Origin of the sequence: Promicromonospora sp. MS192, assembly GCF_049532985.1 — a bacterium.
In the GTDB taxonomy this organism is placed as follows: Bacteria; Actinomycetota; Actinomycetes; order Actinomycetales; family Cellulomonadaceae; genus Promicromonospora.
The window spans coordinates 2,425,785-2,447,820 of record NZ_CP186693.1; the positions used below are offsets into that span (position 1 = coordinate 2,425,785).

The 22,036-nt window shown below is 74.1% G+C and carries 21 protein-coding genes; 7 read left to right on the forward strand and 14 right to left on the reverse strand.

Annotated elements, in window-relative coordinates:
• Positions 1-9: 9 nt before the first annotated feature.
• On the reverse strand, positions 10-1,512 hold the full coding sequence (locus tag ACO229_RS10935; RefSeq protein ID WP_423464917.1) for an MFS transporter: 1,503 nt from the start codon (positions 1,510-1,512) through the stop codon (positions 10-12).
• 79 nt (positions 1,513-1,591) lie between these two features.
• On the opposite strand from ACO229_RS10935, the gene ACO229_RS10940 reads away from it, so the two are divergent.
• On the forward strand, positions 1,592-2,152 hold the full coding sequence (locus ACO229_RS10940; protein WP_397433686.1) for a TetR/AcrR family transcriptional regulator: 561 nt from the start codon (positions 1,592-1,594) through the stop codon (positions 2,150-2,152).
• A gap of 4 nt (positions 2,153-2,156) precedes the next feature.
• Here ACO229_RS10940 and ACO229_RS10945 read toward each other — a convergent pair whose 3' ends face one another.
• From ACO229_RS10945 to ACO229_RS10970, 6 genes are all read right to left on the reverse strand, one after another.
• On the reverse strand, positions 2,157-2,939 hold the full coding sequence (locus ACO229_RS10945; protein WP_423464918.1) for an HpcH/HpaI aldolase family protein: 783 nt from the start codon (positions 2,937-2,939) through the stop codon (positions 2,157-2,159).
• Entirely contained in the window at positions 2,924-3,643 is a 720-nt protein-coding gene (locus ACO229_RS10950) for a fumarylacetoacetate hydrolase family protein (RefSeq protein ID WP_423465288.1), read from the reverse strand. Before ACO229_RS10950 ends, ACO229_RS10945 begins: the two co-directional genes overlap by 16 nt.
• Before the next feature lie 77 nt (positions 3,644-3,720).
• Entirely contained in the window at positions 3,721-4,845 is a 1,125-nt protein-coding gene (gene hpaD / locus ACO229_RS10955; RefSeq protein ID WP_397433689.1) for a 3,4-dihydroxyphenylacetate 2,3-dioxygenase, read from the reverse strand.
• Positions 4,846-4,848: 3 nt separating this feature from the next.
• The gene (gene hpaE, locus ACO229_RS10960) at positions 4,849-6,351 is read right to left on the reverse strand and encodes a 5-carboxymethyl-2-hydroxymuconate semialdehyde dehydrogenase (RefSeq protein WP_423464919.1); all 1,503 of its coding nucleotides are present in this window, start codon (positions 6,349-6,351) and stop codon (positions 4,849-4,851) included.
• Positions 6,348-7,055, reverse strand: a complete 708-nt coding sequence (locus ACO229_RS10965) for a GntR family transcriptional regulator (protein WP_423465289.1) — start codon at positions 7,053-7,055, stop codon at positions 6,348-6,350. The genes hpaE and ACO229_RS10965 overlap by 4 nt, the downstream gene beginning before the upstream one ends.
• Positions 7,056-7,060: 5 nt before the next feature.
• Positions 7,061-8,554: a fumarylacetoacetate hydrolase family protein gene (locus ACO229_RS10970; protein ID WP_423464920.1), complete on the reverse strand. Its 1,494-nt coding sequence runs from the start codon at positions 8,552-8,554 to the stop codon at positions 7,061-7,063.
• Between the two features lie 144 nt (positions 8,555-8,698).
• On the opposite strand from ACO229_RS10970, the gene ACO229_RS10975 reads away from it, so the two are divergent.
• The 3 genes from ACO229_RS10975 (at position 8,699) to ACO229_RS10985 (ending at position 14,062) form a co-directional block, all read left to right on the forward strand.
• On the forward strand, positions 8,699-10,078 hold the full coding sequence (locus ACO229_RS10975; RefSeq protein WP_397415505.1) for an MFS transporter: 1,380 nt from the start codon (positions 8,699-8,701) through the stop codon (positions 10,076-10,078).
• Between the two features lie 50 nt (positions 10,079-10,128).
• Positions 10,129-12,027 (forward strand): FAD-binding monooxygenase, encoded by a 1,899-nt coding sequence (locus ACO229_RS10980; RefSeq protein ID WP_423464921.1) that lies wholly within the window; start codon positions 10,129-10,131, stop codon positions 12,025-12,027.
• Positions 12,028-12,397: 370 nt separating this feature from the next.
• Entirely contained in the window at positions 12,398-14,062 is a 1,665-nt protein-coding gene (locus ACO229_RS10985) for a thiamine pyrophosphate-binding protein (RefSeq protein WP_423464922.1), read from the forward strand.
• Here the strand turns inward: ACO229_RS10985 and ACO229_RS10990 are convergent.
• The 4 genes from ACO229_RS10990 to ACO229_RS11005 all read right to left on the reverse strand — a co-directional run bounded on the left by ACO229_RS10990 (position 14,059) and on the right by ACO229_RS11005 (position 17,017).
• Positions 14,059-14,376 (reverse strand): hypothetical protein, encoded by a 318-nt coding sequence (locus ACO229_RS10990; RefSeq protein ID WP_423464923.1) that lies wholly within the window; start codon positions 14,374-14,376, stop codon positions 14,059-14,061. The two genes, ACO229_RS10985 and ACO229_RS10990, sit on opposite strands and share 4 nt — an antisense overlap.
• A 91-nt stretch (positions 14,377-14,467) precedes the next feature.
• Positions 14,468-15,415 carry a diacylglycerol/lipid kinase family protein gene (locus ACO229_RS10995; protein WP_423464924.1) on the reverse strand — a complete coding sequence of 316 codons (948 nt, stop codon included), beginning with the start codon at positions 15,413-15,415 and terminating at the stop codon, positions 14,468-14,470.
• Positions 15,416-15,443: 28 nt separating this feature from the next.
• Entirely contained in the window at positions 15,444-16,421 is a 978-nt protein-coding gene (locus tag ACO229_RS11000; RefSeq protein WP_397433702.1) for a helix-turn-helix transcriptional regulator, read from the reverse strand.
• Positions 16,422-16,441: 20 nt separating this feature from the next.
• Entirely contained in the window at positions 16,442-17,017 is a 576-nt protein-coding gene (locus ACO229_RS11005; protein WP_397433703.1) for a dihydrofolate reductase family protein, read from the reverse strand.
• Positions 17,018-17,201: 184 nt separating this feature from the next.
• Here ACO229_RS11005 and ACO229_RS11010 point away from each other — a divergent pair, with 184 nt between their 5' ends.
• Positions 17,202-17,888: an alpha/beta fold hydrolase gene (locus tag ACO229_RS11010; protein WP_397433705.1), complete on the forward strand. Its 687-nt coding sequence runs from the start codon at positions 17,202-17,204 to the stop codon at positions 17,886-17,888.
• Here the strand turns inward: ACO229_RS11010 and ACO229_RS11015 are convergent.
• Complete coding sequence (locus ACO229_RS11015) at positions 17,878-18,471, reverse strand: hypothetical protein (protein WP_397415486.1); 594 nt, start codon at positions 18,469-18,471, stop codon at positions 17,878-17,880. The genes ACO229_RS11010 and ACO229_RS11015 overlap by 11 nt on opposite strands.
• A gap of 122 nt (positions 18,472-18,593) precedes the next feature.
• Here ACO229_RS11015 and ACO229_RS11020 point away from each other — a divergent pair, with 122 nt between their 5' ends.
• Entirely contained in the window at positions 18,594-18,803 is a 210-nt protein-coding gene (locus ACO229_RS11020; RefSeq protein WP_397415484.1) for an EF-hand domain-containing protein, read from the forward strand.
• A 145-nt stretch (positions 18,804-18,948) separates the two neighbouring features.
• Here ACO229_RS11020 and ACO229_RS11025 read toward each other — a convergent pair whose 3' ends face one another.
• Both ACO229_RS11025 and ACO229_RS11030 read right to left on the reverse strand, forming a co-directional pair.
• A complete protein-coding gene (locus ACO229_RS11025) occupies positions 18,949-19,794 on the reverse strand; it encodes a class II fructose-bisphosphate aldolase (RefSeq protein ID WP_423464925.1) in 846 nt (281 codons plus the stop codon).
• Complete coding sequence (locus tag ACO229_RS11030; protein WP_423464926.1) at positions 19,791-21,107, reverse strand: alpha-glucosidase/alpha-galactosidase; 1,317 nt, start codon at positions 21,105-21,107, stop codon at positions 19,791-19,793. Before ACO229_RS11030 ends, ACO229_RS11025 begins: the two co-directional genes overlap by 4 nt.
• A 99-nt stretch (positions 21,108-21,206) precedes the next feature.
• Here ACO229_RS11030 and ACO229_RS11035 point away from each other — a divergent pair, with 99 nt between their 5' ends.
• On the forward strand, positions 21,207-22,010 hold the full coding sequence (locus tag ACO229_RS11035; RefSeq protein ID WP_397415478.1) for a DeoR/GlpR family DNA-binding transcription regulator: 804 nt from the start codon (positions 21,207-21,209) through the stop codon (positions 22,008-22,010).
• The last annotated feature ends 26 nt before the right edge of the window (positions 22,011-22,036 follow it).

Genomic DNA, 22,036 nt, shown 5'->3' on the forward strand with positions numbered 1-22,036 from the left:
CCCGCCCGCTCACCGCTCGTTCGGGATCAGGCGCCACGCCACGACGGCGGCGAGGGCCGTGAGCACCGCGGCCACCACGCACGCCGTCTGGAGCGAGGCCACGAACGCCTCCCGGGCAGCCTCCAGCACGTCCGCCCGGTCCCCCGCGAGCGCCACGGCGGAGGCGAGCGAGTCCGACGCCCCGGAGGCGATGTCCGCGGGCAGGCCCGCCGGGAGCGTGACGCGCGCCTGGTACCCGAGCGTGACCAGCGAGCCGAGCACGGCCACGCCCAGGGCCACCCCGAGCTCGTAGGCCGTCTCCGAGATCGCGGACGCGCCCCCGGCCTTCGCGGGCGGCACGGCGCTGACCACGGCGTCCGTGGTCAGCGTCATCGCCAGGCCGACGCCCAGGCCCGCGGGCACCAGGGCCAGCGCGAGCCACGCGTAGTGGTCGGCGCCCTCGGCCACCGCGATGGCGACCATCCCGAGGGCCGTCACGGCCAGGCCCACGGCGATCGCGTTGCCCCGGCCGAAGCGCGCCACGGACCAGCCCACGATCGCCACCACCGCGATGGACGCGATCGTCGCGGGCAGCTCGGCCACGCCCGCCACCAGCGGCGAGAAACCTCGCACGAGCTGGAGGTACTGCGAGAAGAAGAACAGCATGCCGGTCAGCGCGAAGATCGCGATGAGGTTGGCCGCCACGGCACCGCTGAACGCCGGGACCCGGAACAGCCCGATGTCGAGCAGCGGCCCGCGGCCGTCCGCCGCGAGCCGGCCCTGCCGCCGCACGAACCAGACGCCCGCGACCACCGCGACGCCCAGCGCCCCGGCGGCGAGCAGGTCCGCGCCGTCGGACGCCGCGTGCTTGATGGACCACACGAGCGGCATCACGGCGGCGAACGACAGCAGCACCGACAGGAGGTCCAGGCGACCCGGGTCGGGATCCTTGGCCTCGGGCAGCAGCACCGCCCCGGCCACGACGAGCACCAGCACCACGGGCACGTTGACGAGGAAGACCGAACCCCACCAGAAGTGCTCGAGCAGCACCCCGCCGACCAGCGGGCCGACGGCGGCACCACCGCCCGCGGCGGCCGACCACACGGCGATGGCGCGGCTGCGCTCGCGGGCGTCGGGGAACAGCGTGCGGATGAGGGAGAGCGTCGAGGGCATGATCGTGGCCCCCGCCACGCCGAGCAGCAGCCGGGCGACGATGAGGGTCTCCGCGTCGGGCGCGAAGGCGGCCAGCGCCGACGCCGCACCGAACGCCGTCGCGCCGATCAGCAGCAGGCGCTTGCGCCCGATCCGGTCGGCCAGCGTGCCCATGGCCACGAGCAGGCCGGCGATGGCCAGGGAGTAGATGTCCCCGATCCAGAGCACCTGCGTGGCGGTGGGTTCGAGGTCACGGGTCAGGGACGGGACGGCGAGGTAGAGCACGGTCCCGTCGATGGCGAGGAGGCCGACCGCCAGCACGAGGACGGCCAGCGCGGACCACCGGCGACGGGCGGAGAGGGCGGGAGGGGAGACGGTCACACGACAACTGTACCGTCCAGCCGGTACAGTTTGAAACCCCGGCCCCTATAGTTCGTGCCGAAGGTGAGGTGGTGCCCCCGTGGGCAGGACGGCAGGCAGGGACCCCGAGCAGACGCGTGCCGCGCTGCTGGACGCCGCGGCGGAGGTGGTCCGCGAGCGCGGCATCTCGGCGACCCTCGACGACGTCGCACGCCGCGCCGGCGTGTCCAAGGGCGGGCTGCTCTACCACTTCGCCAGCAAGCACGAGCTCCTCCTCGCGCTGGCCCGCGAGTGGCTCGAACGGTTCCGGGTGGCGGTGCTGGCCGCCGTCGACCCGGCGGACGACGCGCCCGGGCGCCTGGTGCGCGCGTACGTGCGCGTCTCGGTCCACGAGGCCCTGGACGCGGCGGCGACGCGCGACGCGCTCGTGCTGCTCGCGCACCTGTCCAGCGTCGAGGCGATCACCGACCTGGCGCGCGCCGACGCTCTGCGCTGGCAGGAGGACCTCCGCGCGGACGGCCTGCCGCAGGACGTGCTGGCGCTCGTGCTGGCGGCCGCGGACGGCGTGAGCGCCCAGCCCGTGTGGGGCATGGAGCCGGCGCCGCGGGAGCTGGAGCGGCTCCGGGACCGGCTGGTCGCGCTGACCTACGCCGAGGGGTAGCCGGTCACCGTGCCGCCCAGCGGTCCGCCAGGGCCTCCGACCCGCGGGCGAGCAGCGCGACGTCGGCGCCGACCAGCACGAACGACGCCCCGGCGTCCAGGTAGGCCTGCGCGAGCGCGGGGTCGAAGGCGTTGACGCCGACGGGCTTGCCCGCCGACCGCACGGCCTCGAACGCCCGGTGCACCGCGGCGACCACGTCCGGGTGCTCCTGCTGCCCCAGCAACCCCATCGAGGCCGCCAGGTCGGACGGTCCCACGAACACGCCGTCCACGCCGTCGACGGCGGCGATCTCCCCCGCGCTCTCGACGGCCGCGGCCGACTCGACCTGCACGAACAGCGACACGTACCGGTCGGCGTCGCGCATGTAGCCCTCGACGCGGTTCCAGCGCGCCCCGCGGGACAGGGCGCTGCCCACCCCGCGCACGCCGCGGGGCGGGTAGCGCACCGCCCGGACGACCGCGCGTGCCTGGTCGGCCGTGTCCACCATGGGCACCAGCACGTTCTGGGCGCCCAGGTCGAGGAACTGCTTGAGCACCACGGCATCGCCCGACGGCGCCCGCACCACCGGCGTGACGGGGTACGGCGCGACCGCGCGGAGCAGGGCCGTGACGGTCTCCAGGCCGACCGGCGAGTGCTCGCCGTCGATCAGCAGCCAGTCCAGGCCGGCGCCCGCGCAGATCTCCGCCACGGCGGGGCTGCCCGAGCAGACCCACATGCCGGCCTGCGGCCGGCCGGCGGAAGCGAGGCGGTCACGGAAGGTGGGCGGGAGGGTCACACGAAGCGGCACGAGACGGTCCCCAGCTCTCGGTAGTCGGCCAGCACGGTGTCGCCGGGCTCCACCCACACCGGGCGGGTGAAGGAGCCGGCCAGCACGATCTCCCCCGCCTCCAGCACGTCACCGTGCCGGGCGAGCTTGTTCGCGAGCCACGCGACGCCCGCGGCCGGGTGGCCCAGCACGGCGGCGGCCACGCCGGACTCCTCGACGGCCTCGTTGCGGTACAGGAGCGCGGACACCCAGCGCAGGTCCACCGCGCCGGGCTCCACCGGGCTGCCGCCGTGCACCATGCCGCCCATGGCGGCGTTGTCGCTGATCGTGTCGACGATGGTGCGCCCGGTCATCTCGATCCGCGACGACAGGATCTCCAGGGCGGGCACCACGTACTCGGTGGCGCGCAGCACGTCGAACACGGTGGCGTGCGGTCCGCTCAGGCGCTCGCGCAGCACGAAGGCGAGCTCTACCTCGATCCGCACGTTGGAGAACCGGCCGTGCTCGATGACCGACCCGTTGTCGTGCACCATGTCGGCGAAGATCGCGCCGTAGTCGGGTTCCGTGATGCCGGTCGCGGCCTGCATGACCTTGGAGGTGAGCCCGATCTTGCGGCCCACGGGACGCCGCCCGGCCTCGATGCCGCGGCGGCGCCAGGTGTTCTGCACGGCATAGGCGTCCTCGACCGTCATGCCCGGGTGGCGGGCGGTCAGGAGCGGCACCATCGTGCGCCCCGACTCGGCCCCGGCCAGCTCGTCGGCGATCGTGGCCACCGCGTCGTCGTCCAGCGTGCGCTCCCCCGTCACAGCTGGTGCCCCAGCTTGTACTCGCCCTGCTTCCAGGACGGCAGCACGTCGTCCTCGGGGTGGGCGGCGGCGCGGGCCGCGTCCTCGGGGCGCGTGTAGGAGAACCCGTCGGCCCCGATGGTCACCGCCATCTCCGAGGTGTCCGTGCGGGCGACGACCGGCTGCGGGACGCCGTCGAGGTCCAGCACGGGCGACGCCTCGGTGTACCAGGACGGCACCACCGGGTTGCCCCACCAGTCGCGGCGCTGGTTGTCGTGCACGTCCCAGGTCACCACGGGGTTGTCGGGGTCGCCCGTCCAGTAGTCCTGCGTGTAGATCTCGACCCGGTGCCCGTCCGGGTCGCGCAGGTACAGGTAGAAGGCGTTGGACACGCCGTGCCGGCCCGGCCCGCGCTCGATGCGGTCGCTCAGCCGCAGCGCGCCGAGCTTGTCGCAGATGGCGATGATGTTGTGCTTCTCGTGGGTGGCGAACGCGACATGGTGCATCCGGGGGCCGTCACCACCGGTCATCGCGGTGTCGTGCACGGTGGGCTTGCGCCGCATCCACGCGGCGTAGGTGGTGCCCTCGCCGTCCTGGATGTCCTCGGTGACGCGGAAGCCGAGGTCCTCCATGTGCCGCACGGCCCGCGGCACGTCCGGGGTCACCTGGTTGAAGTGGTCCAGCCGCACCAGGGCGCCGGGGGTGTGCAGGTCGTACCGCCAGGCCAGCCGCTCGACGTGCTCGACCGCGTGGAAGAACTCCTGCGGGAAGCCCAGCGGGTCCGTCACGCGGACCGAGTCGCCGACGCCGCGCACGAAGCCGTGCGCACGCCGCTCCACGCGGCAGCCGAGCTCGGTGTAGAACGCGACCGCCCGGTCGAGGTCCTCCGGTGTGCGCACCCGGTAGGAGAAGGCGGCCACGGCCGCCGTCGGTCCCTGGCGCAGCACCAGGTTGTGATGGATGAACTCCTCCAGCGTGCGCAGGTAGACCGCCTGCTCGTCCTCCTCGGTGACCACCAGGCCCAGCACGTCCACGTAGAAGTCCCGGGAGGCGGCCAGGTCGGTGACGACCAGCTCCATGGACGCGCACCGCACGATGTCGGGCGGCGGCGCCTGGGGCGTGGGGATCGTGGTGTCGGTCATGCGTCAGGCTCCCTTGCCGAACGTGGGGTTGTGGACCTTGCCGAGCGTGATGTGCACCGCCTGCTGGTCCGTGTAGAAGTCGATCGAGCGGTACCCGCCCTCGTGGCCCAGGCCGGAGGCCTTGACGCCGCCGAACGGCGTGCGCAGGTCGCGCACGTTGTTCGAGTTGAGCCAGACCATGCCCGCCTCGATCGCCTGGGAGAAGGTGTGCGCGCGCTTGAGGTCGTTGGTCCACACGTAGGCGGCCAGCCCGTACTTCACACCGTTGGCCAGGGCGAGCGCCTCCTCCTCGGTGTCGAACGGCGTGATCGCCACGACGGGGCCGAAGATCTCCTCCTGGAAGATCCGGGCCGACGGCGGCACGTCCGCGAACACGGTGGGCGCCACGAAGTTGCCGGTCTCGAAGCCCTCCGGCCGGCCCCCGCCGGCCACGAGGCGCCCCTCGGTCTTGCCGATCTCCACGTAGCTCATGACCTTCGCGAAGTGCTCGGGGTGCACCAGCGCACCGACCTCGGTGGCCGGGTCGTGCGGGTAGCCCACGCGCACCCGCGCGGCCTGGGCCGCGTACCGCTCGACGAACTCGTCGTACACGGCCCGCTCGACGAGGATGCGGCTGCCCGCGGTGCAGCGCTCGCCGTTGAGCGAGAACACGCCGAAGATCGTCGCGTCGATCGCCGCGTCCAGGTCGGCGTCGGCGAACACGACCGCCGGCGACTTACCGCCCAGCTCCATCGACAGGCCCTTGAGGTGCGGGGCGGCATTGGCGAAGATGACCTGCCCCGTGCTGCTCTCCCCCGTGAACGAGATCAGCGGCACGCCGGGATGCTTCACCAGCGCGTCGCCCGCCTCCTCGCCCAGGCCGTTGACGAGGTTGAAGACACCCCGCGGCAGCCCGGCCTCCTCGAAGATGCCGGCCCACAGCGAGGCCGACAGCGGCGTGAACTCGGCCGGCTTGAGCACCACGGTGTTGCCCGTGGCCAGTGCCGGGGCCAGCTTCCAGGACTCCAGCATGAACGGCGTGTTCCAGGGCGTGATGAGGCCCGCGACGCCGATGGGCTTGCGGTTGACGTAGTTGATCTGGCGGCCCGGCACCTTGAACGTGTCGTCGGCCTGCGCCACCACGAGATCGGCGAAGAACCGGAAGTTCTCCGCGGCCCGTCGCGCCTGGCCCAGGGCCTGCGTGATGGGCAGGCCCGAGTCGAAGCTCTCCAGCTCCGCCAGGCGCGCGTCGCGGGACTCGACGAGGTCGGCGATCCGGTGCAGGATCCGCGACCGCTCGCGCGGCAGCATGCGGGGCCACGGCCCGTCCGTGAACGCGACGCGCGCGGCGTCCACCGCGCGCCCGACGTCCGCGGCCCGGCCGGCGGCGGCCCGCGCGTAGACCTCGTTGCTCACCGGGTCGAGCACGTCGAACGTGCTGCCGTCGACCGAGTCGACGGACACGCCGCCGATGTAGTGGTGGATGCGGTCGGGCAGGTCGGCGGGGCGGGCGGGCTGGTCGGTCACGGTGCCTCCGGGGGTCGGGACGTGCGGTGCGCGGCGCCGTCGCCGCGCGAGTCGAGGAGGGCCTGCATGGTGGCCCAGCGGTGGTCGCGCGCCGCGATCTCGATCTCCAGCGGGTCGGCCCCGCGGGCGATCAGGTCGAGGATGTGGTCGTGCTCGGCCACGGAGTCGTGGGCCCGGCCGGGGACGAACGCGAACGTCGAGTCGCGCAGCCCGGAGAGCTGGGCCCAGCCGCGGTGCACCATGTCGAGCAGCAGCCCGTTGGGGCACGACTCGAACAGCACCGAGTGGAACCGCTGGTTCAGCGCCGTGAAGGCGTGCGGGTCGAAGTGGTCCAGCAGCGCGCGGAGCTGGTCGTTCACGCCGCGGGCCCGCGCGAGGTCGGCCGCGGAGACGCCGGGCGCCGAGAGCCCGGTCGCCGCGCCCTCGACCACCCCGAGCGCCTGCATGGCGTCGACGTAGCCGTGCTCGTCGATCATCGCCACGCGCGCGCCGACGTTGCGCTCGTAGGTCACCAGCCCCTCGGCCTCCAGCCGCCGGATCGCCTCGCGGACCGGCACCACGCTCATGCCGAGCTCGTCGGCGATGCCCTGCAGCACGAGCCGGTAGCCGGGGCTCAGCTCGCGCCGCGCGATGCGCTCCCGCAGGAATCCGTAGGCGACCTGGGACTTGCTGACGGCCGCGAACGCGTCCTCGACGGCCGACACGCCGCTCACGTCGCCTCCCGCGACGCCTCGTAGCGCGCCCGCCACCGCGCGTCGGGCGGGAACAGCCCCTCGACCGGGTGCCCGTCGGCGACCTGCCGTGCCACCCACGCGTCCTGCTCCTCCTGCGCGAGGGCCGCCTCGGCCACCTCCCGCACCAGGTGCGGCGGGATCACCACGACGCCGTCCGCGTCGCCCACCACGACGTCGCCCGGCAGCACGGTGGTGCCCCCGCAGGCGACGGCGACGTCCGTGTCCCACGGCACGTGCCGGCGGCCGAGCACGGCGGGGTGGGCGCCGTTGCTGAAGACCGGCAGGCCCGTGGCGACCACGGCCTCGACGTCCCGCACGCCGCCGTCGGTCACCACGCCGGCGGCCCCGCGGACCCTGGCCCGCAGCGCCAGGATGTCGCCGAGCGTGGCCGACCCGGTCTCGCCCCGGGCCTCGATCACGAGCACCTCGCCCTCACCGACCGTGTCGAAGGCGCGCTTCTGCGCGTTGTACCCGCCACCGTGGGCGGCGAAGAGGTCCTCACGGTTCGGCACGAGGCGCAGGGTCCGGGCGCGTCCCACGAGCGCGGCACCCGGCGCGAGGGGCCGCACGCCCTCCACCACGACGTTGTCCAGCCCCCGGCGGCGGAGCTGGGCGGACAGCCCGGCCACCGGCGTCCGCCGCAGCACGTCCCGCAGCTCGTCGGTCAGCACGAACGGCTCCGGCTCGGGCGCCAGCCCCGCGGCCTCGCGGCTCCCCCACGCCTCGGCCCGCTGCGTGTCGTCGACGCGCGGTCCCGCGCCCACGTCGCCGAACGGCACCCCGCCCTGCACCACCGTGGTCACCAGACGGCCCGACGACGGCGCACCCGGCGCCGAGGGGGCGTCCACCTCGACCTCGACCACGTCGCCGGGCGCCACCACGCTCGACCCGGCGGGCGTTCCCGTGAGGATCACGTCGCCCCGCTCCAGCGTGAGGTGCTGGGAGAGGTCGGCCACGATCTGCGCGAACGGGAACAGGAGCGCGTCCGGCCCCGTGGTGTCCTGCTGCACGAGCGCACCGTTCACCCAGGTGCGCAGCCGCAGCCCTGCCGGGTCCACCGTCCGGGCGTCCACGAGCGCCGGGCCGATCGGCGTGTAGCCGTCGCGGCCCTTGGAGCGCACGTTCGACCCCTTGTCGGCCCAGCGCAGGTCGTACACGCCGAGGTCGTTGGCCGCGGTGACGGCGGCGATGTGGTCCCACGCGTCCTCGACCGCGACGTGTCGCGCGGGCTCGCCGACGACCAGCGCGACCTCCCCCTCGAACGCCAGCAGCTCCGTGCCCGCCGGCCGCTCGACCGTCCCGCCCGATGCCGCCAGCGAGCTGCTGGGCTTGAGGAAGTACGACGGCGCCTCGGGCCGCCGCCCGCGCTGCTCGGCGCGCGAGGCGTACGCCACGTGGACCGCGACGACCTTGCCCGGCCGCTGTGCCAGCGGACCGATCCCGCCGGTCCCGTGCGCTTCGGTACCCATGAGCTCCCTTGCTCCGACTCGTCGGCTGACGCCTCTGGTGCTTCGTATCACAGATCGTATATGGTCGATCAGGACCCGGCAACGGCACCGGGTCACCATGCGCCCGCCGACGACGGCGGGCCCGGATGACGAGGGAGTCATGCGATGAGCCCCACCCCGGACCGGTCCGAGCCCGCCGACGGCACCGCCTCCCCCCGCGAACGCCGCCGCGTCGTCCTGGCGACGATCGTCGGCACGACCGTCGAGTGGTACGACTTCTTCGTCTACGCCTCGGCGGCGGGCCTGGTCTTCGGGCAGCTCTTCTTCGAGCCCGCGGGCTCGGGCCTGGGCACGTTGCTCGCGTTCGGCTCCGTGGGCGTCAGCTTCCTGTTCCGCCCGCTCGGCGCGTTCGTCGCGGGCCACCTCGGCGACCGGTACGGGCGACGCGTGGTGCTGGTGCTCACGCTGGTGCTCATGGGCACGGCCACCGCGCTGATCGGCCTGCTGCCCACGTACGCGCAGATCGGTGTCGCCGCGCCGGTGCTGCTGGTGACGCTGCGCATCCTGCAGGGCATCTCGGCGGGCGGCGAGTGGGGCGGGGCGGTGCTCATGTCGTGCGAGCACGCGCCGGTGCGCCGCCGGGGTCTGTTCGGTGCGGCGCCGCAGATCGGCGTGCCGCTGGGTCTGCTGCTCGCGTCGGGGGTGCTGGGCGTCATGACGGCCGTGGCGCCGGGCGACGCGTTCCTCGCGTGGGGCTGGCGCGTCCCGTTCCTGCTGAGCGTGGTGCTCATCGGCATCGGGTACTGGGTGCGGCGCAGCGTCGAGGAGAGCCCGGTCTTCGTCGAGATCGCCCAGCGGGCCGAGACGACCCGCCAGCCGCTCCTGCGACTGTTCCGCCGGCACACGCCGCTGGTGATCGTGGCGGCGCTCGTGTTCGCGGGGAACAACGCCGTGGGCTACATGACCACCGGCGGCTACATCCAGCGCTACGCGTCCGACCCGGCGGGGCCGGTCGGGATGGACCAGGGGCCGGTGCTGTGGGCGGTGACGGCGTCGGCCGTCGTCTGGCTGGTCGCGACGTGGGGCGCGGGCGCCCTGTCCGACCGGATCGGCCGCCGCACCACCTACGCGATCGGCTTCGTGGTGCAGCTCGCGGGCGTGCTGACCCTGTTCCCGCTGGTGCACGGCGGGACGTTCGGCTCGGTGCTGCTCGCGCTGTCCTTCCTGTCGGTGGGCCTGGGGCTCACCTACGGCCCGCAGGCCGCGCTGTACGCCGAGCTCTTCCCGGCGTCCATCCGGTTCTCGGGCGTCTCGATCTCGTACGCGATCGGGTCGATCCTGGGCGGGGCGTTCGCACCCACCATCGCGACGGCGCTCGTGCAGGCGACAGGCAGCGCCGCCTCGGTGACCCTGTACCTGGCGGGCATGACGGTGCTGGGGCTTGCGGCGACGCTGCTGCTGCGCGACCGGACCGGCATCCCGCTGGGCCCGGACCACGAGGAGCTCCAGGCCGCCAGCCCGGTGCACGGCCTGGCCCGCGCCTGAGCCTCGCCCCCGCCCACCCCCCCGGCAGGACCCAGCAGAACGGACCCACGATGCAGTTCCACCACCACGGCTACGTCACCGGCGACCCGTACGTGCGCCCGGCCGCCGGGTACGGCGTCGACCGGCCTGCCGAGCTGCCGGACGAGGTCGACGTGCTCGTCGTGGGCAGCGGCCCGGCGGGCATGATCGCCGCCGCGCAGCTCGCGCAGTTCCCGGACATCCGCACGCACGTGGTCGAGCGCCGCGCCGGGCGCCTGGAGATGGGCCAGGCCGACGGCATCCAGGCCCGCAGCGTCGAGACCTTCCAGGCGTTCGGGTTCGCGGAGCGGATCACGGCGGAGGCGTACCGGATCACCGAGATGGCGTTCTGGAAGCCCGACCCGGACCGTCCGGAGCACATCGTGCGGGGCGCCGTCCCGCCCGACGACCCGGGCGGGATCAGCGAGTTCCCGCACCTGATCGTCAACCAGGCGCGGGTGCTCGACTACTTCGCCGAGGTAGCGGCGAACGCCCCCGCCCGTGTACGCCCCGACTACGGCCTGGAGCTCGTGCGGCTCACCGTCGCGGACGACCCCGGACCGGGCGCCTACCCGGTCACCGTGACCCTCCGCCACACGGCCGGCCCCCAGGAGGGCACCGAGCGCACGGTGCGCGCCCGCTACGTCATCGGGGCCGACGGCGCCCACTCCGCCGTCCGGCAGGCCATCGGCCGCAGGGCCGTGGGCGACAAGGCCAACCACGCCTGGGGCGTGATGGACGTGCTCGCGGTCACCGACTTCCCGGACGTGCGCACCAAGTGCGCCATCCAGTCGCACGACGGCGGGTCCATCCTGCTCATCCCCCGCGAGGGCGGCTTCCTCGCGCGCTGGTACGTCGACCTCGGCGAGGTACCGGCCGGCGACGCCGGACAGGTCCGGGCCACGACGGTCGAGGAGATCGTCGCCCGCGCCAACCGGATCATCCACCCCTACACGCTCGACGTGAAGGACGTGCCCTGGCACAGCGTCTACGAGGTGGGCCACCGGGTGACCGACGGGTTCGACGACGTCCCCGCCGACCTCGCCGGCACCCGCACGCCCCGGGTCTTCCTGGCCGGCGACGCGTGCCACACGCACAGCGCCAAGGCCGGCCAGGGCATGAACGTGTCGATGCAGGACGGCTGGAACATCGCCTGGAAGCTGGCGCACGTGCTCACGGGGCGGGCGCCCGAGTCGCTGCTGGCGACCTACTCGGCCGAACGGCACGTCGTGGCCCAGGACCTCATCGACTTCGACCGCGAGTGGTCGCGGCTCATGGCCACGCCGCCCGAGGACCTGCCCGACCCCACCTATCTCGAGGACTTCTACGTCAAGACCGCGGAGTTCCCCTGCGGGTTCATGACGCGGTACCAGCCGTCGATGATCGTGTCCGGCACCGGCCACCAGCACCTGGCGACCGGGTTCCCCGTGGGCAAGCGGTTCAAGTCGGCGCCGGTCGAGCGCGTGGCCGACGGCAACCCGGCACATTTGGGACACCACGCCCGCGCCGACGGGAGGTGGCGCGTCTACGCGTTCGCCGACGCCGCCGCGCCCGGCGAGCCGTCGGCGCTGGGCGACTGGGCGCAGTGGCTCGGCACCGCGCCGGACTCCCCGCTGCTGCGGCACACCCCGGCGGACGGCGACCCCGACGCCGTGCTCGACGTCAAGGTCGTCTACCAGCAGGGGCACGGCACGATCGAGCACACCGCCGCCCCCGAGGTGTTCCGGCCGCGGGTCGGTCCCTTCGACCTGGTCGACTACGAGAAGGTGTACGCCGCCGACCCTGCCCACGACATCTTCGAGCTGCGCGGCATCGACCGCGGCGGCGCCGTCGTCGTCGTCCGCCCCGACCAGTACGTGGCCGCCGTGCTCCCGTTGACCGCCCGGGACGAGCTGGCCACCTTCCTCGCGGGCGCCCTCCTGCCCGCCTGACCCTGCCCACCCGGACCCTGCCCGCCCGGACCCAGCCCGCCTGACCCTGCCCACCCGGACCCGCACGAAGGGCCACGGCCCGGGCGTGTCGCAGCCGGCGTGTCGGCCTCCGGGAAGGGTGGTGCGCCGGGGGTGGGTTGCGCTGCGTAGACATTGTCTACACCACGCAACCCACCCCCGCGGGGCACCTTCTCCCGAGCCGCCCGGACCGCCCTCTCGACGGCCCGGCCCGTGGTTATACTCGGCGCGTCGAGGCGGATCATCTCCCGCCTGCGCTCGAAAAAGGGGCGCGCGACGGGCCCCGAACCGGACCCGCCCGGGACACATACGGACTGCACCACTCATCCGTCACTGTTCCCCTGGAGGCCCCGTGCCCACCGTGTCCGCACACGTCGCCCGTACCGTCGCCCGTCACGTCGACCACGTCTTCGGCGTCATGGGCAACGGCAACGCCTGGTTCCTCGACGACCTCACCCGGTCCACGACCGCGCGGTTCACCGCCGTGCGCCACGAGGCCGGCGGCGTGGTGGCCGCCGACGCCTACTTCCGCGCGTCGGGCCGCATCGCCGCCGCCACCGCCACCTACGGCGCGGGCTTCACCAACGCCCTGACCGCGCTCGCGGAGGCGGCCCAGGCGCGCGTCCCGCTCGTGCTGCTCACGGGCGACGAGCCGACGTCCGGCCCGCGGCCGTGGGACGTGGACCAGATCGCCCTGGCCGCCGCCGTGGGCGCACGCACCTACACGGTGGGCCGTGCCGACGCCGCCGCCACCAGCGTCATCGCCATCGAGCACTCCCTGACCTACCGGGTGCCCGTGGTGCTGGCCATCCCCTACGACGTCGCGGCCCTGGAGGCCGGGCCCGTCCCCGACGCGCCCGAACCGGTGCTGCCTCGCCCGCTGGCCCCCGCCGGGCCCTTCGACGCCGCCGCCATCACCGACCTGGCCCGGCACCTCGCCGACGCCGAGCGTCCCCTGCTGCTGGCCGGCCGCGGCGCCTGGCTCGCGAGCGCCGGCGACGTGCTCGGGGAGCTCGCCGAGACCACGGGTGCCCTCACCACCACGACCGCCCTCGGGCGCGGGGTCTTCCCCGACGGCCGCTACGACCTCGGCGTGGCGGGCGGGTTCGGCGCGGCCGGGGCGATGGAGCTCGTGCGCGCGGCGGACGTCGTCGTCGTGCTCGGCGCGTCCCTCAACCAGTTCACGATGCGGTTCGGCGAGCTGTTCGCGCCCGGCACCCGCGTGGTCCAGGTCGACATCGCGCCCGCCGCCACCCACCGCCACGTGGGCGGTTTCGTCCGGGGCGACGCCGCCCTCGTCGCCCGCGCCCTGGTGGACGAGCTGCACGCGCAGAACGCCAAGCCGTCCGGCTGGCGCGAGACCGTGGACGTCGCCGCGGCGCGCCGTTACGACACCGGCCCCGCCGACGGCCTCGCCCCCGACGGACGCCTCGACCCCCGCACCGTCGCCCACCGGCTCGCCGGGCTGCTGCCCGCCGACCGCGTCGTCGTCTCGGACGGCGGGCACTTCATCGGCTGGGCCAACATGTACTGGCCCGTCGCCTCGCCCGACCGGATGATGATGGTGGGCACCGCCTTCCAGTCGATCGGCCTCGGCTTCCCGAGCGTGCCCGGCTCCGCCGCAGCCCGCCCCGACGCCACCGTCGTGCTCACCACCGGCGACGGCGGCGGCCTCATGGCGCTCGCCGACCTGGAGACCGCGGTGCGCACCGCGGGCGGCCGCGGCCTGGCCGTCGTCTGGAACGACGCCGCCTACGGCGCCGAGGTCCACGTGTACGGGCGCCAGGGGCTGGCCGAGGACCCGATGCTCATCCCCGAGACGGACTTTGCCGCGCTCGCGGCCGCCGTCGGCGCCCGGGGCGTGGTGGTGCGCACCCTGGCCGACCTGGACCGCCTGGCCGAGTGGACCGCCGAACCGGTCGCCGAGCGGCCCTTCCTGCTGCTGGACTGCCGGGTGTCCGGCTCGGTCGTCGCGCCGTACCAGGAGGAGATCCTGCGGGCGAACCGCACCCGCTAGGCGCCGAGCTTCGCCCGCGCCATCGCCACGACCTTGCCCACGTTCAGGCTCCATCCCACGCCGAACACGCGCGGCCCCACGACGTGCTCCGCCTCGGGGTTCCAGAGTCGCTCGCGGGCCCGTTCGAGGGTGGGGAAGCGGAACTCGTAGGGCACCACGGACGCGACCTTGCCGTGCCAGGTGCGCTCCTCCTCGGGCGTGCGCAGCTCCTTGACCACGGCTGCGGCGGTCAGCGCGATCGCCGCCAGCGTGATCAGCCGGCGCAGTCCCCCGCCGCGGTGCTTCGTGTGCTCGGTGCTGCTGGTGCGTCCCATCGTGGCCCTCCGTGCTCTCGGTCGCTCGTCGTCGGCCCCCTGCGACCCATCTTGGGCCATCGGCGGGCGGCGCACCCGGTGAGCGCGCCGGTCAGCGCACCCGCACCGCTCCCGCCTGGACGGTGACGTCCGCCCGGCGGGCCTCGCCGAGGTCCTCGCCGTCGATCTCGAACACGCGCGGCTCCGCGAGCTCCACCCGCAGGGTCCGGACGCGCCGGTGGGTCGTGCTCTGGCTGCTCTCGGCGCTCCCGCCACCCGTGGCGAGGCGCTTGATCCCGTTGTCCCAGACCAGGTTGCGCAGCGTGTCGGCCCACCCTGCCGCGCCGTCGGCGCTCAGCAGCAGCAGGTCGAGCTCGCCGTCGCCGGGGTCGGCGTCGGGCAGGAGGTTGAGGCCGCCCTGGAGGGTGCCGCAGTTGCCCACCAGGAGCGTGTGCACGTCGTCCTGGCCGCGCGGCTCGTCGTCGGCCGTGAGGTGGACCTCCAGGGGCTCGCTCGCCGTCACCGCACGCCCCAGGGACTCCACGTAGGCCAGCCAGCCCACCTTGTCCTTGAGGTCGTCGTCGGTCTCGGTGATCATGTGCGCGTCGAGCCCGAACCCGGCCATGACCGCGAACGCGTGCCGTGCGGTGCCACCGGCGAGCTCGACCTCCAGCCAGCCCAGGTCCAGGGTGCGCGCGTCGCCGGTGAGCGCGCGCAGGAAGGCCCCGGTCACGTCACCCAGGGGCACGCCCAGGTTGCGGGCCAGGAGGTTCCCGGTGCCGAGCGGCACGATGCCCAGCTCCACGTCGGCGCCACTCTGCCCGAGGTGCTCGGCGACCGCCCGGACCGTCCCGTCGCCGCCGGCCACCACGAGCACGTCCGCCCCGGCCTCGACCGCCTCGGCGGCCACGCCCTGGCCGGCGTCGTCCTCGCTGGTCTCGAACCACCGGACCTCGGGCTCGGCCCCGACGGCCTGCACGGCGTCGTCCAGGGCGGAGGCGAGGTCCGCCCGGCTCGTCTTGGCCGGGTTCCAGATGATGCCGACACGTCGCGGGGTCATGACGGCATGCTCGCACAGCAGCTCCCGGTCAACGACCCGGGGCCTGCGGCCCGTCGGCGGCCTCCGCGACGGCGGCCGCCAGCCGCTCAGCCAGCGCCCCGACGGCCGCCCGCAGCTCGGGGCCACCCTCGACGCGGAACGCGAACGGCACGCTCGCCAGCCACTCCTGGGCGTACATCGCGGGGTTCCGGGTGCTGCCCACCAGGACGCACCGGTCGCCCACGGCCTCCAGCCGGCCCATCTGGGCCCCGACCCAGGGCGCGACGTCGGCGAGGGGCGCGTCGAAGACGACGCGCGTGGCGAACTGCCACCCGGTGCCCAGGTGCTCCTCCAGCGCGGCGACGGGGTCGAGCCCGTCGGGCGGTGTGAAGGCGGTCGTGGTGCGCTCGACGGCGCGCACCCGGTCCACCCGGTAGGTGCGGACCGCGCCGGCCCGGTGGGAGTGGCACAGCAGGTACCACCGCCCGTACCGGACCACCACGGCCCACGGGTCCACCTCGGCCACCCACTCGCTGCCAGACTCGCCACGGTAGGTGACCAGCACCCGCCGGCGGGCGGCCACGGCCGCGACCAGGTCGCTGGTGACGGCGGTGTCCGGGCGCGCCGCGTACCGGTCCGGTGCGGCCGAGGCGTGCTCGCGCAGCGTGGCCGCCTGCCGGCCCACGTCCTCGGGCAGGGCGCGGATCACCTTGCCCAGCGCGGTGCCGACCAGGTCGTCGGCCTCCGGGTGGGCGTGCAGCACGGCCATGACCAGTCCGAGCGCCTCGGTCTGGGTGAACATGACCGGCGGCAGCCGGGTGCCCCGGCCGAGCCGGTACCCGCCGTGCGGGCCGCGGGCCGACGTGACCGGCACCCCGGCCTCGCGCAGGATCTCGACGTACCGGCGGGCGGCACGCTCGGTGACGCCCAGCCGGTCGGCGAGCTCGTTCGCCGTCGTGCCGGGGCGGGTCTGGAGAACCTCCAGGGCGCGCAGCGCGCGGGCGGTGGGACTGGTCTCGGACGGCACGTCACCACCCTAGGAGCAGGCTAGGGGCGCACCACCTCGAGGATCTGCTTCTGCACGCCGTTCTTGTAGACCTCGTGCTCCACCAGGTCGAGCTTCTGGGCCGGCTTGTCGGCGTCGCTGAACAGCGGCTTGCCCTGGCCCAGCAGCACGGGGAAGACCAGCAGGTGGTAGGCGTCGATCAGGCCGGCGTCGGCCAGCGCGCGGGTCAGCGACACGCTGCCGTGCACCTGGAGCTCGCCGTCGCCGCTCTCCTTGAGCCGGGCGACGTCGTCCAGCGAGCGCAGGATCGTGGTCTCGCCCCAGTTGCCGACGAGGTCGTCCTCGGTCAGCGTCGTCGACACCACGTACTTGGGCAGCACGTTGTAGCGCGGGAACTCCTCCATGTCCGGCCAGACGGGCGCGAACATCTGGTAGCTGGCACGCCCGAGCAGCAGCCCGGCGGCCTCCTCCTGCTCCGTGGCCTTGAGCTCGTAGGCCTCGGGGGCGGGCGCGACGACCTTGAAGGTCCACGCGGTGTCGTGCAGCTCGGGGTCGCCGCCGGTCGGGTCGACCTTGCCGTCGAGCGAGACGAAGTGCGTGGCGACGATGGTGCGCATGGGGGATCTCCTTGTCCGGGGCCGGCCTGGAGCCGGGGGTCCGCGTGGTGCGGTTCTCCCAGGATCAGACGAGCGGGACCACAAAACTCATCGGCGTCATGATCCGGAAGTAGAACGTCCGGAACTGGTTCTACCGTGGAGCTCAGGCGGCCCGCCGGGCCGCGACTCACGACGGGAGAGAACCATGGACATCCTGCTCATCGGCGGCCTCTGGCTCGACGCCTCGGCCTGGGACCGTGTGGTCCCCGAGCTCGAGAGCCTCGGGCACCGGCCGGTAGCGGTCGCGCTGCCGGGCCAGGGCGACGGGACCACGTCGGCCACGCTGGACGACCAGGTCGCCGCGGTGCTGGCCGCCGTCGACGCAGCGCCCGGGCGGCCGCTGGTCGTGGGGCACTCGGCCGCCTGCACGCTGGCCTGGCTCGCCGCGGACGCCCGGCCGGAGGCGGTGGCGGGAGTGGTGCTGGTCGGCGGCTTCCCGTGGGACGACGGCAAGCCGTACGCCGACCTGTTCGAGATCACGGACGGCGTCATGCCGTTCCCGGGCTGGGGCCCGTTCGAGGGGCCGGACTCGGCGGACCTCGACGAGGCGACGCGCGCCACCCTGGCGGCCGCCGCGGTCCCCGTGCCGGCGGGGGTGGCCCGGGGCGTGGTGCGCCTGCGCGACGAGCGCCGGTTCGACGTGCCGGTCACCGTCGTGTGCCCGGAGTTCTCGCCGGCGCAGGCACGCGAGTGGATCGACGCGGGCGACGTGCCGGAGCTGGCCCGGGCCAAGCACCTCGACCTGGTCGACCTGGACTCGGGGCACTGGCCGATGTTCACCCGCCCGGCGGAGCTGGCCCGTCTCCTGTCGGAGGCGAGCGTCAGCGCCTGACGCCGAGGGACCGGAGCTCCAGGTCGGCCAGCCTGCGCACGACGTCGGCGTCGCCGTCGCGCCAGGCCGTCAGGGGGTCCGGCGAGACGCGGGCCAGGGCGCGCGGCGGCTGGTTGGTCAGGGCACGCAGGGCCAGTAGGGCCGGGTCCACCGCGAGCAGCCGCCGCCCCGCGCTCGCGCGACGCACGAACCGCACCCGCAGCGGCACGTACAGCACGGCCACCAGCAGCACGGGCACGAGGAACACCGCCAGGCCGGCGAGCAGCGCCACGTCGGCCACCGTCTCGGCCTGGGCGCGGCCGGCGGCTGCCAGGCTCTCGGCCGCGTCCGCGGCCCCGCGGAAGGGGGCGGCCAGGTCGTCACCCACGCCGGGGATGCCGTCGATGCGGCCCTCGACGTCGTGGAACCGGCCGGCCATCTCGTCGGCCGCCGACGCCGTCTCGCGGCCCGGCCGGCCCAGCACCTCGATCGCGTCCCGGGCCTGGAGCCCGGCCCACCCCCAGCCCGCGACCCACGCGAGCAGGAGCAGGTCACCCAGCACCTGCCGGGCGCACCGCGCGGGCGCGGCCGCGTACAGCCTCATGTCTGCTCCTCCGGACGACGACGGGCGGCACGCCGCACCGTACCCGACATTCGGGGCACATCTGGATGGATCTGTGGTTGCATGTCCGCGACCGATGTCCCCCGTGCGGAAGGTACGACCCCATGACTGCCGATGACGAACTCACCCGGACCTTCGTCGAGTTCGACGGCGACGGCGACGGCCGCATCACCGCCGACGAGTTCCGTCAGGCCATGGCGACCCGCGGCGAGGAGACGAGCGACAAGGACCTGGAGCAGATCTTCGGCAAGGCCGACCACGACCAGGACGGCCGCATCGACCTCGCCGAGTTCACGCAGGCCTGGGACGCCTGAACCCGCCTGCTCGGCGGGCCGGGCGGGCGACGGCTAGATCGGGTACGACGCCGCCCCGGCGTCGATCGCGGGCGTGAAGTCCACCGGGCGGGAGCCGATCCGGTAGCGGTATCGCCAGGTGCCCGACAGACATGAGATCTCCTCGCTAGGACAGGGCTGCGACCAGGTCCGCGACCGTGTCGCGGATCGCCGCGCGCGCCGGGCTCAGGTACTTGCGCGGGTCGGTGACGTTCTGGTCGCCCGCCAGGTACTGCCGCACCTGGGCCGTGTAGCCCACGTTGAGCGCCGTGCCCACGTTGATCTTGCGGATCCCCGCGGCGATCGCCGCCCGCAGCGCCGGCACCGGCACGCCCGAGGAGCCGTGCAGCACCAGCGGCACCGGCAGGCGCTCCGCGAGGCGCGCGACCAGGTCGAGGTCGAGCTCGGCGGTCGCCGTCGTCATCGCGTGCGAGCTGCCCACGGCGACCGCGAGGCCGTCCACCCCGGTTCGCTCCACGAACGACGCCGCCTCCTCGGGGTCGGTGCGCACGCCCGGCGCATGGGCGCCGTCCTTGCCGCCGATCTCGCCGAGCTCGGCCTCGATCCACAGTCCCTGGCCGTGACCGGCCCCGGTGAGGTCCGCCGTCGTGGCGACGTTGTCCTCGTAGTCGAGGTGGGCGGCGTCGACCATGAGCGACGAGATGCCGAGCCGCCCCGCCTGGGCGACCACCGACCGGGCGAGCGCGTCGTCCTGCACGTGGTCCAGGTGCACCGCCAGCGGCACGCCGGCCGAGGCCGCGACCTCCCGGCACGCCGCGACCAGGGCCGCCATCCGCCCGCCGTGGAACCGCACCGCGTTCTCGCTCACCTGGAGGATGCCGGGCGCACTCGCCGCCTCCAGCCCTTCGGCGATGCCCTCGGCGTGCTCGAGCGTGATCACGTTGAACGCGAGCACGGCGCCGCCCGCGCGGGCGGCGTCCGCCACGAGGTCGCCCGTGCGCGCCGGCGTCACAGGACGCCCGCCGGGACGGGAGCCCGCAGCGCCTCGGGCAGCAGGTCGCCGTGCGCGGTGGTCAGCTCGTCGCACAGGGCCCAGATCTGCTCCGGGGTCAGCGTGGAGGCCGTGTTCGGGTCCATCAGCGCGGCCTGGCGCACCAGGAGCGGGTTTCCCGTGCGAGCCGCCTCCACCGTGAGCCGGCCCACCGAGACGTACGCCTGGTTCACGGCTGCGCACTGGATCGGCAGCGCGCCCATCGCGACCGGCGCCACGCCGTCGGCGTCCACCACGGCGGGCACCTCGACGACGGCGTCCTGGCCCAGGTTGTCGATGAGCCCGCGGTTGGGCACGTTGACGTGGATCTCCCGGCGCGTGCCGGTCACCAGCGAGTGGATGATCTGCGGCGCGTACTCGCTCGCGCCCTCCTCCAGCTCCAGGTCGCCGCCCGCGGCGAGCGTCTGCCGCGCCCGCTCCAGCTCGGCGAGGTTCTCCCGGCTGATGCCCACGTACTCCAGCGGCTGGAGCCGGTAGCGCTCGATCTGCGCGTCCGAGCGCAGGAACCACGACAGGTACTCCGAGGAGTGCTCGCTCGTCTCCGTCGGGTAGTAGCCGATGCGGCGGAAGATCTCGACGCGCACGCGGCGCTCCAGCTCCGGGTCGGCCGCGATGCGCTCGCGCAGCAGCGGGTACAGGTCCCGCCCCTGGTGCTCCCACTCCAGCAGCCACGCCTGGTGGTTGACGCCCGCCGCACGGTAGCGGGTCTTCTCCACCGGCACGCCCACGAGCTCCGCGAGGTCGTGCGCCGTCCAGTAGACGCTGTGGCACAGACCGGCAACCTTGAGCTCCGGGGCCACCACGGACAGCCACCAGACGTTCATCGCCATCGGGTTGGTGTAGTTCAGCAGCCACGCGTCCGGGCACAGCTCGCGCATGTCCGCCGCGAGCGCCGTCAGCACGGGGAAGGTCCGCAGGGCGCGGAAGATGCCGCCCACGCCGGTCGTGTCACCGATGGTCTGGCGCAGCCCGTACCGCTCGGGGATCTGAAGGTCCTTGTACGTGGCCTCCACGCCACCCACCTGGATCATGTTGATCACGAAGTCGGCGCCCTCCAGCGCCGTCCGCCGGTCCGCGCTCGCCACGACGGTCGCCCGCCCGCCGAGCTGCCGGTCCACCTGCCGGGCCGTCGCCTCGGCGATCCCCAGCCGTTCGGGGTCGATGTCGTGGAGCACGAGGCGGGCGTCCGCAAGCTCGGGGAAACGCAGGATGTCGGCGACGAGCTGCCGGGTGAAGACGACGCTCCCGGCGCCGATGAACGCGATGCTGACCATGGCGTCGATCATCCGTGGGCTCGCGCGAGATGTGCAAGAATACGATCAGAATTCGCGATAAACGATCAATCCGAGTGAGCGATTCGAGAAGGGAACGGTATGGCGGCCACCGCGGAGACCCCCCGCGCCATCTCGCACAAGCGCACCGAACGCATGATGCGGACCCTGACCTACGTGAACGAGCAGGGCACCACGCGGCTCACCGACCTGGTCCGGGAGCTCGACGTCTCCTCGGCGACGATGCGGCGCGACCTGGCCGCCATGGAGGAGCAGGGCCTGCTCGTGCGCACGCACGGCGGCGTCCGGGCGCTCGACCCCACCACCGAGGTGCCGGTGCTGCTGCGGGACAACCGGTTCCGGGACGCCAAGGTGCGCATCGCGGAGCACGCGGCGGGCCTGCTCCCACCGGGCCGCTACTCGGTGGCGATCAGCGGCGGCACGACGGCGGCCGCCGTCGCCCGGGCGCTCGCCACCCGGCCCGACCTGGCGATCGTCACCAACGCGCTGACCACCGCCACGGAGCTCGCCTCGCGCAGCAACCTCAAGGTGATCATGACGGGCGGGTTCGTCCGGTCCAGCTCGTTCGAGGCGGTCGGGGCGCTGGCCGAGAACACGTTCAACGCGATCAACGTCGGCACGGCCTTCCTGGGCACCGACGGCATCAGCGTGCGCGGCGGCGCCACGACCCACGACGAGACCGAGGCCCGCACCAACCACGCGATGCTGGCGCACGCCGAGCACGTGGTGGTCGTGGCCGACGGGTCGAAGGTGGGCCGCGTGACCCTGGCCAAGGTGGCCGACCTGGCAGAGATCGACGTGCTGGTCACGGACTCGTCCGCGGACCCTGAGGCCCTGGCCGCGATCGAGGCGGAGGGTGTGGAGATCCAGGTGGTCCCGGACTGAGGGAGGTCCGCCGAACGGAGAGATCG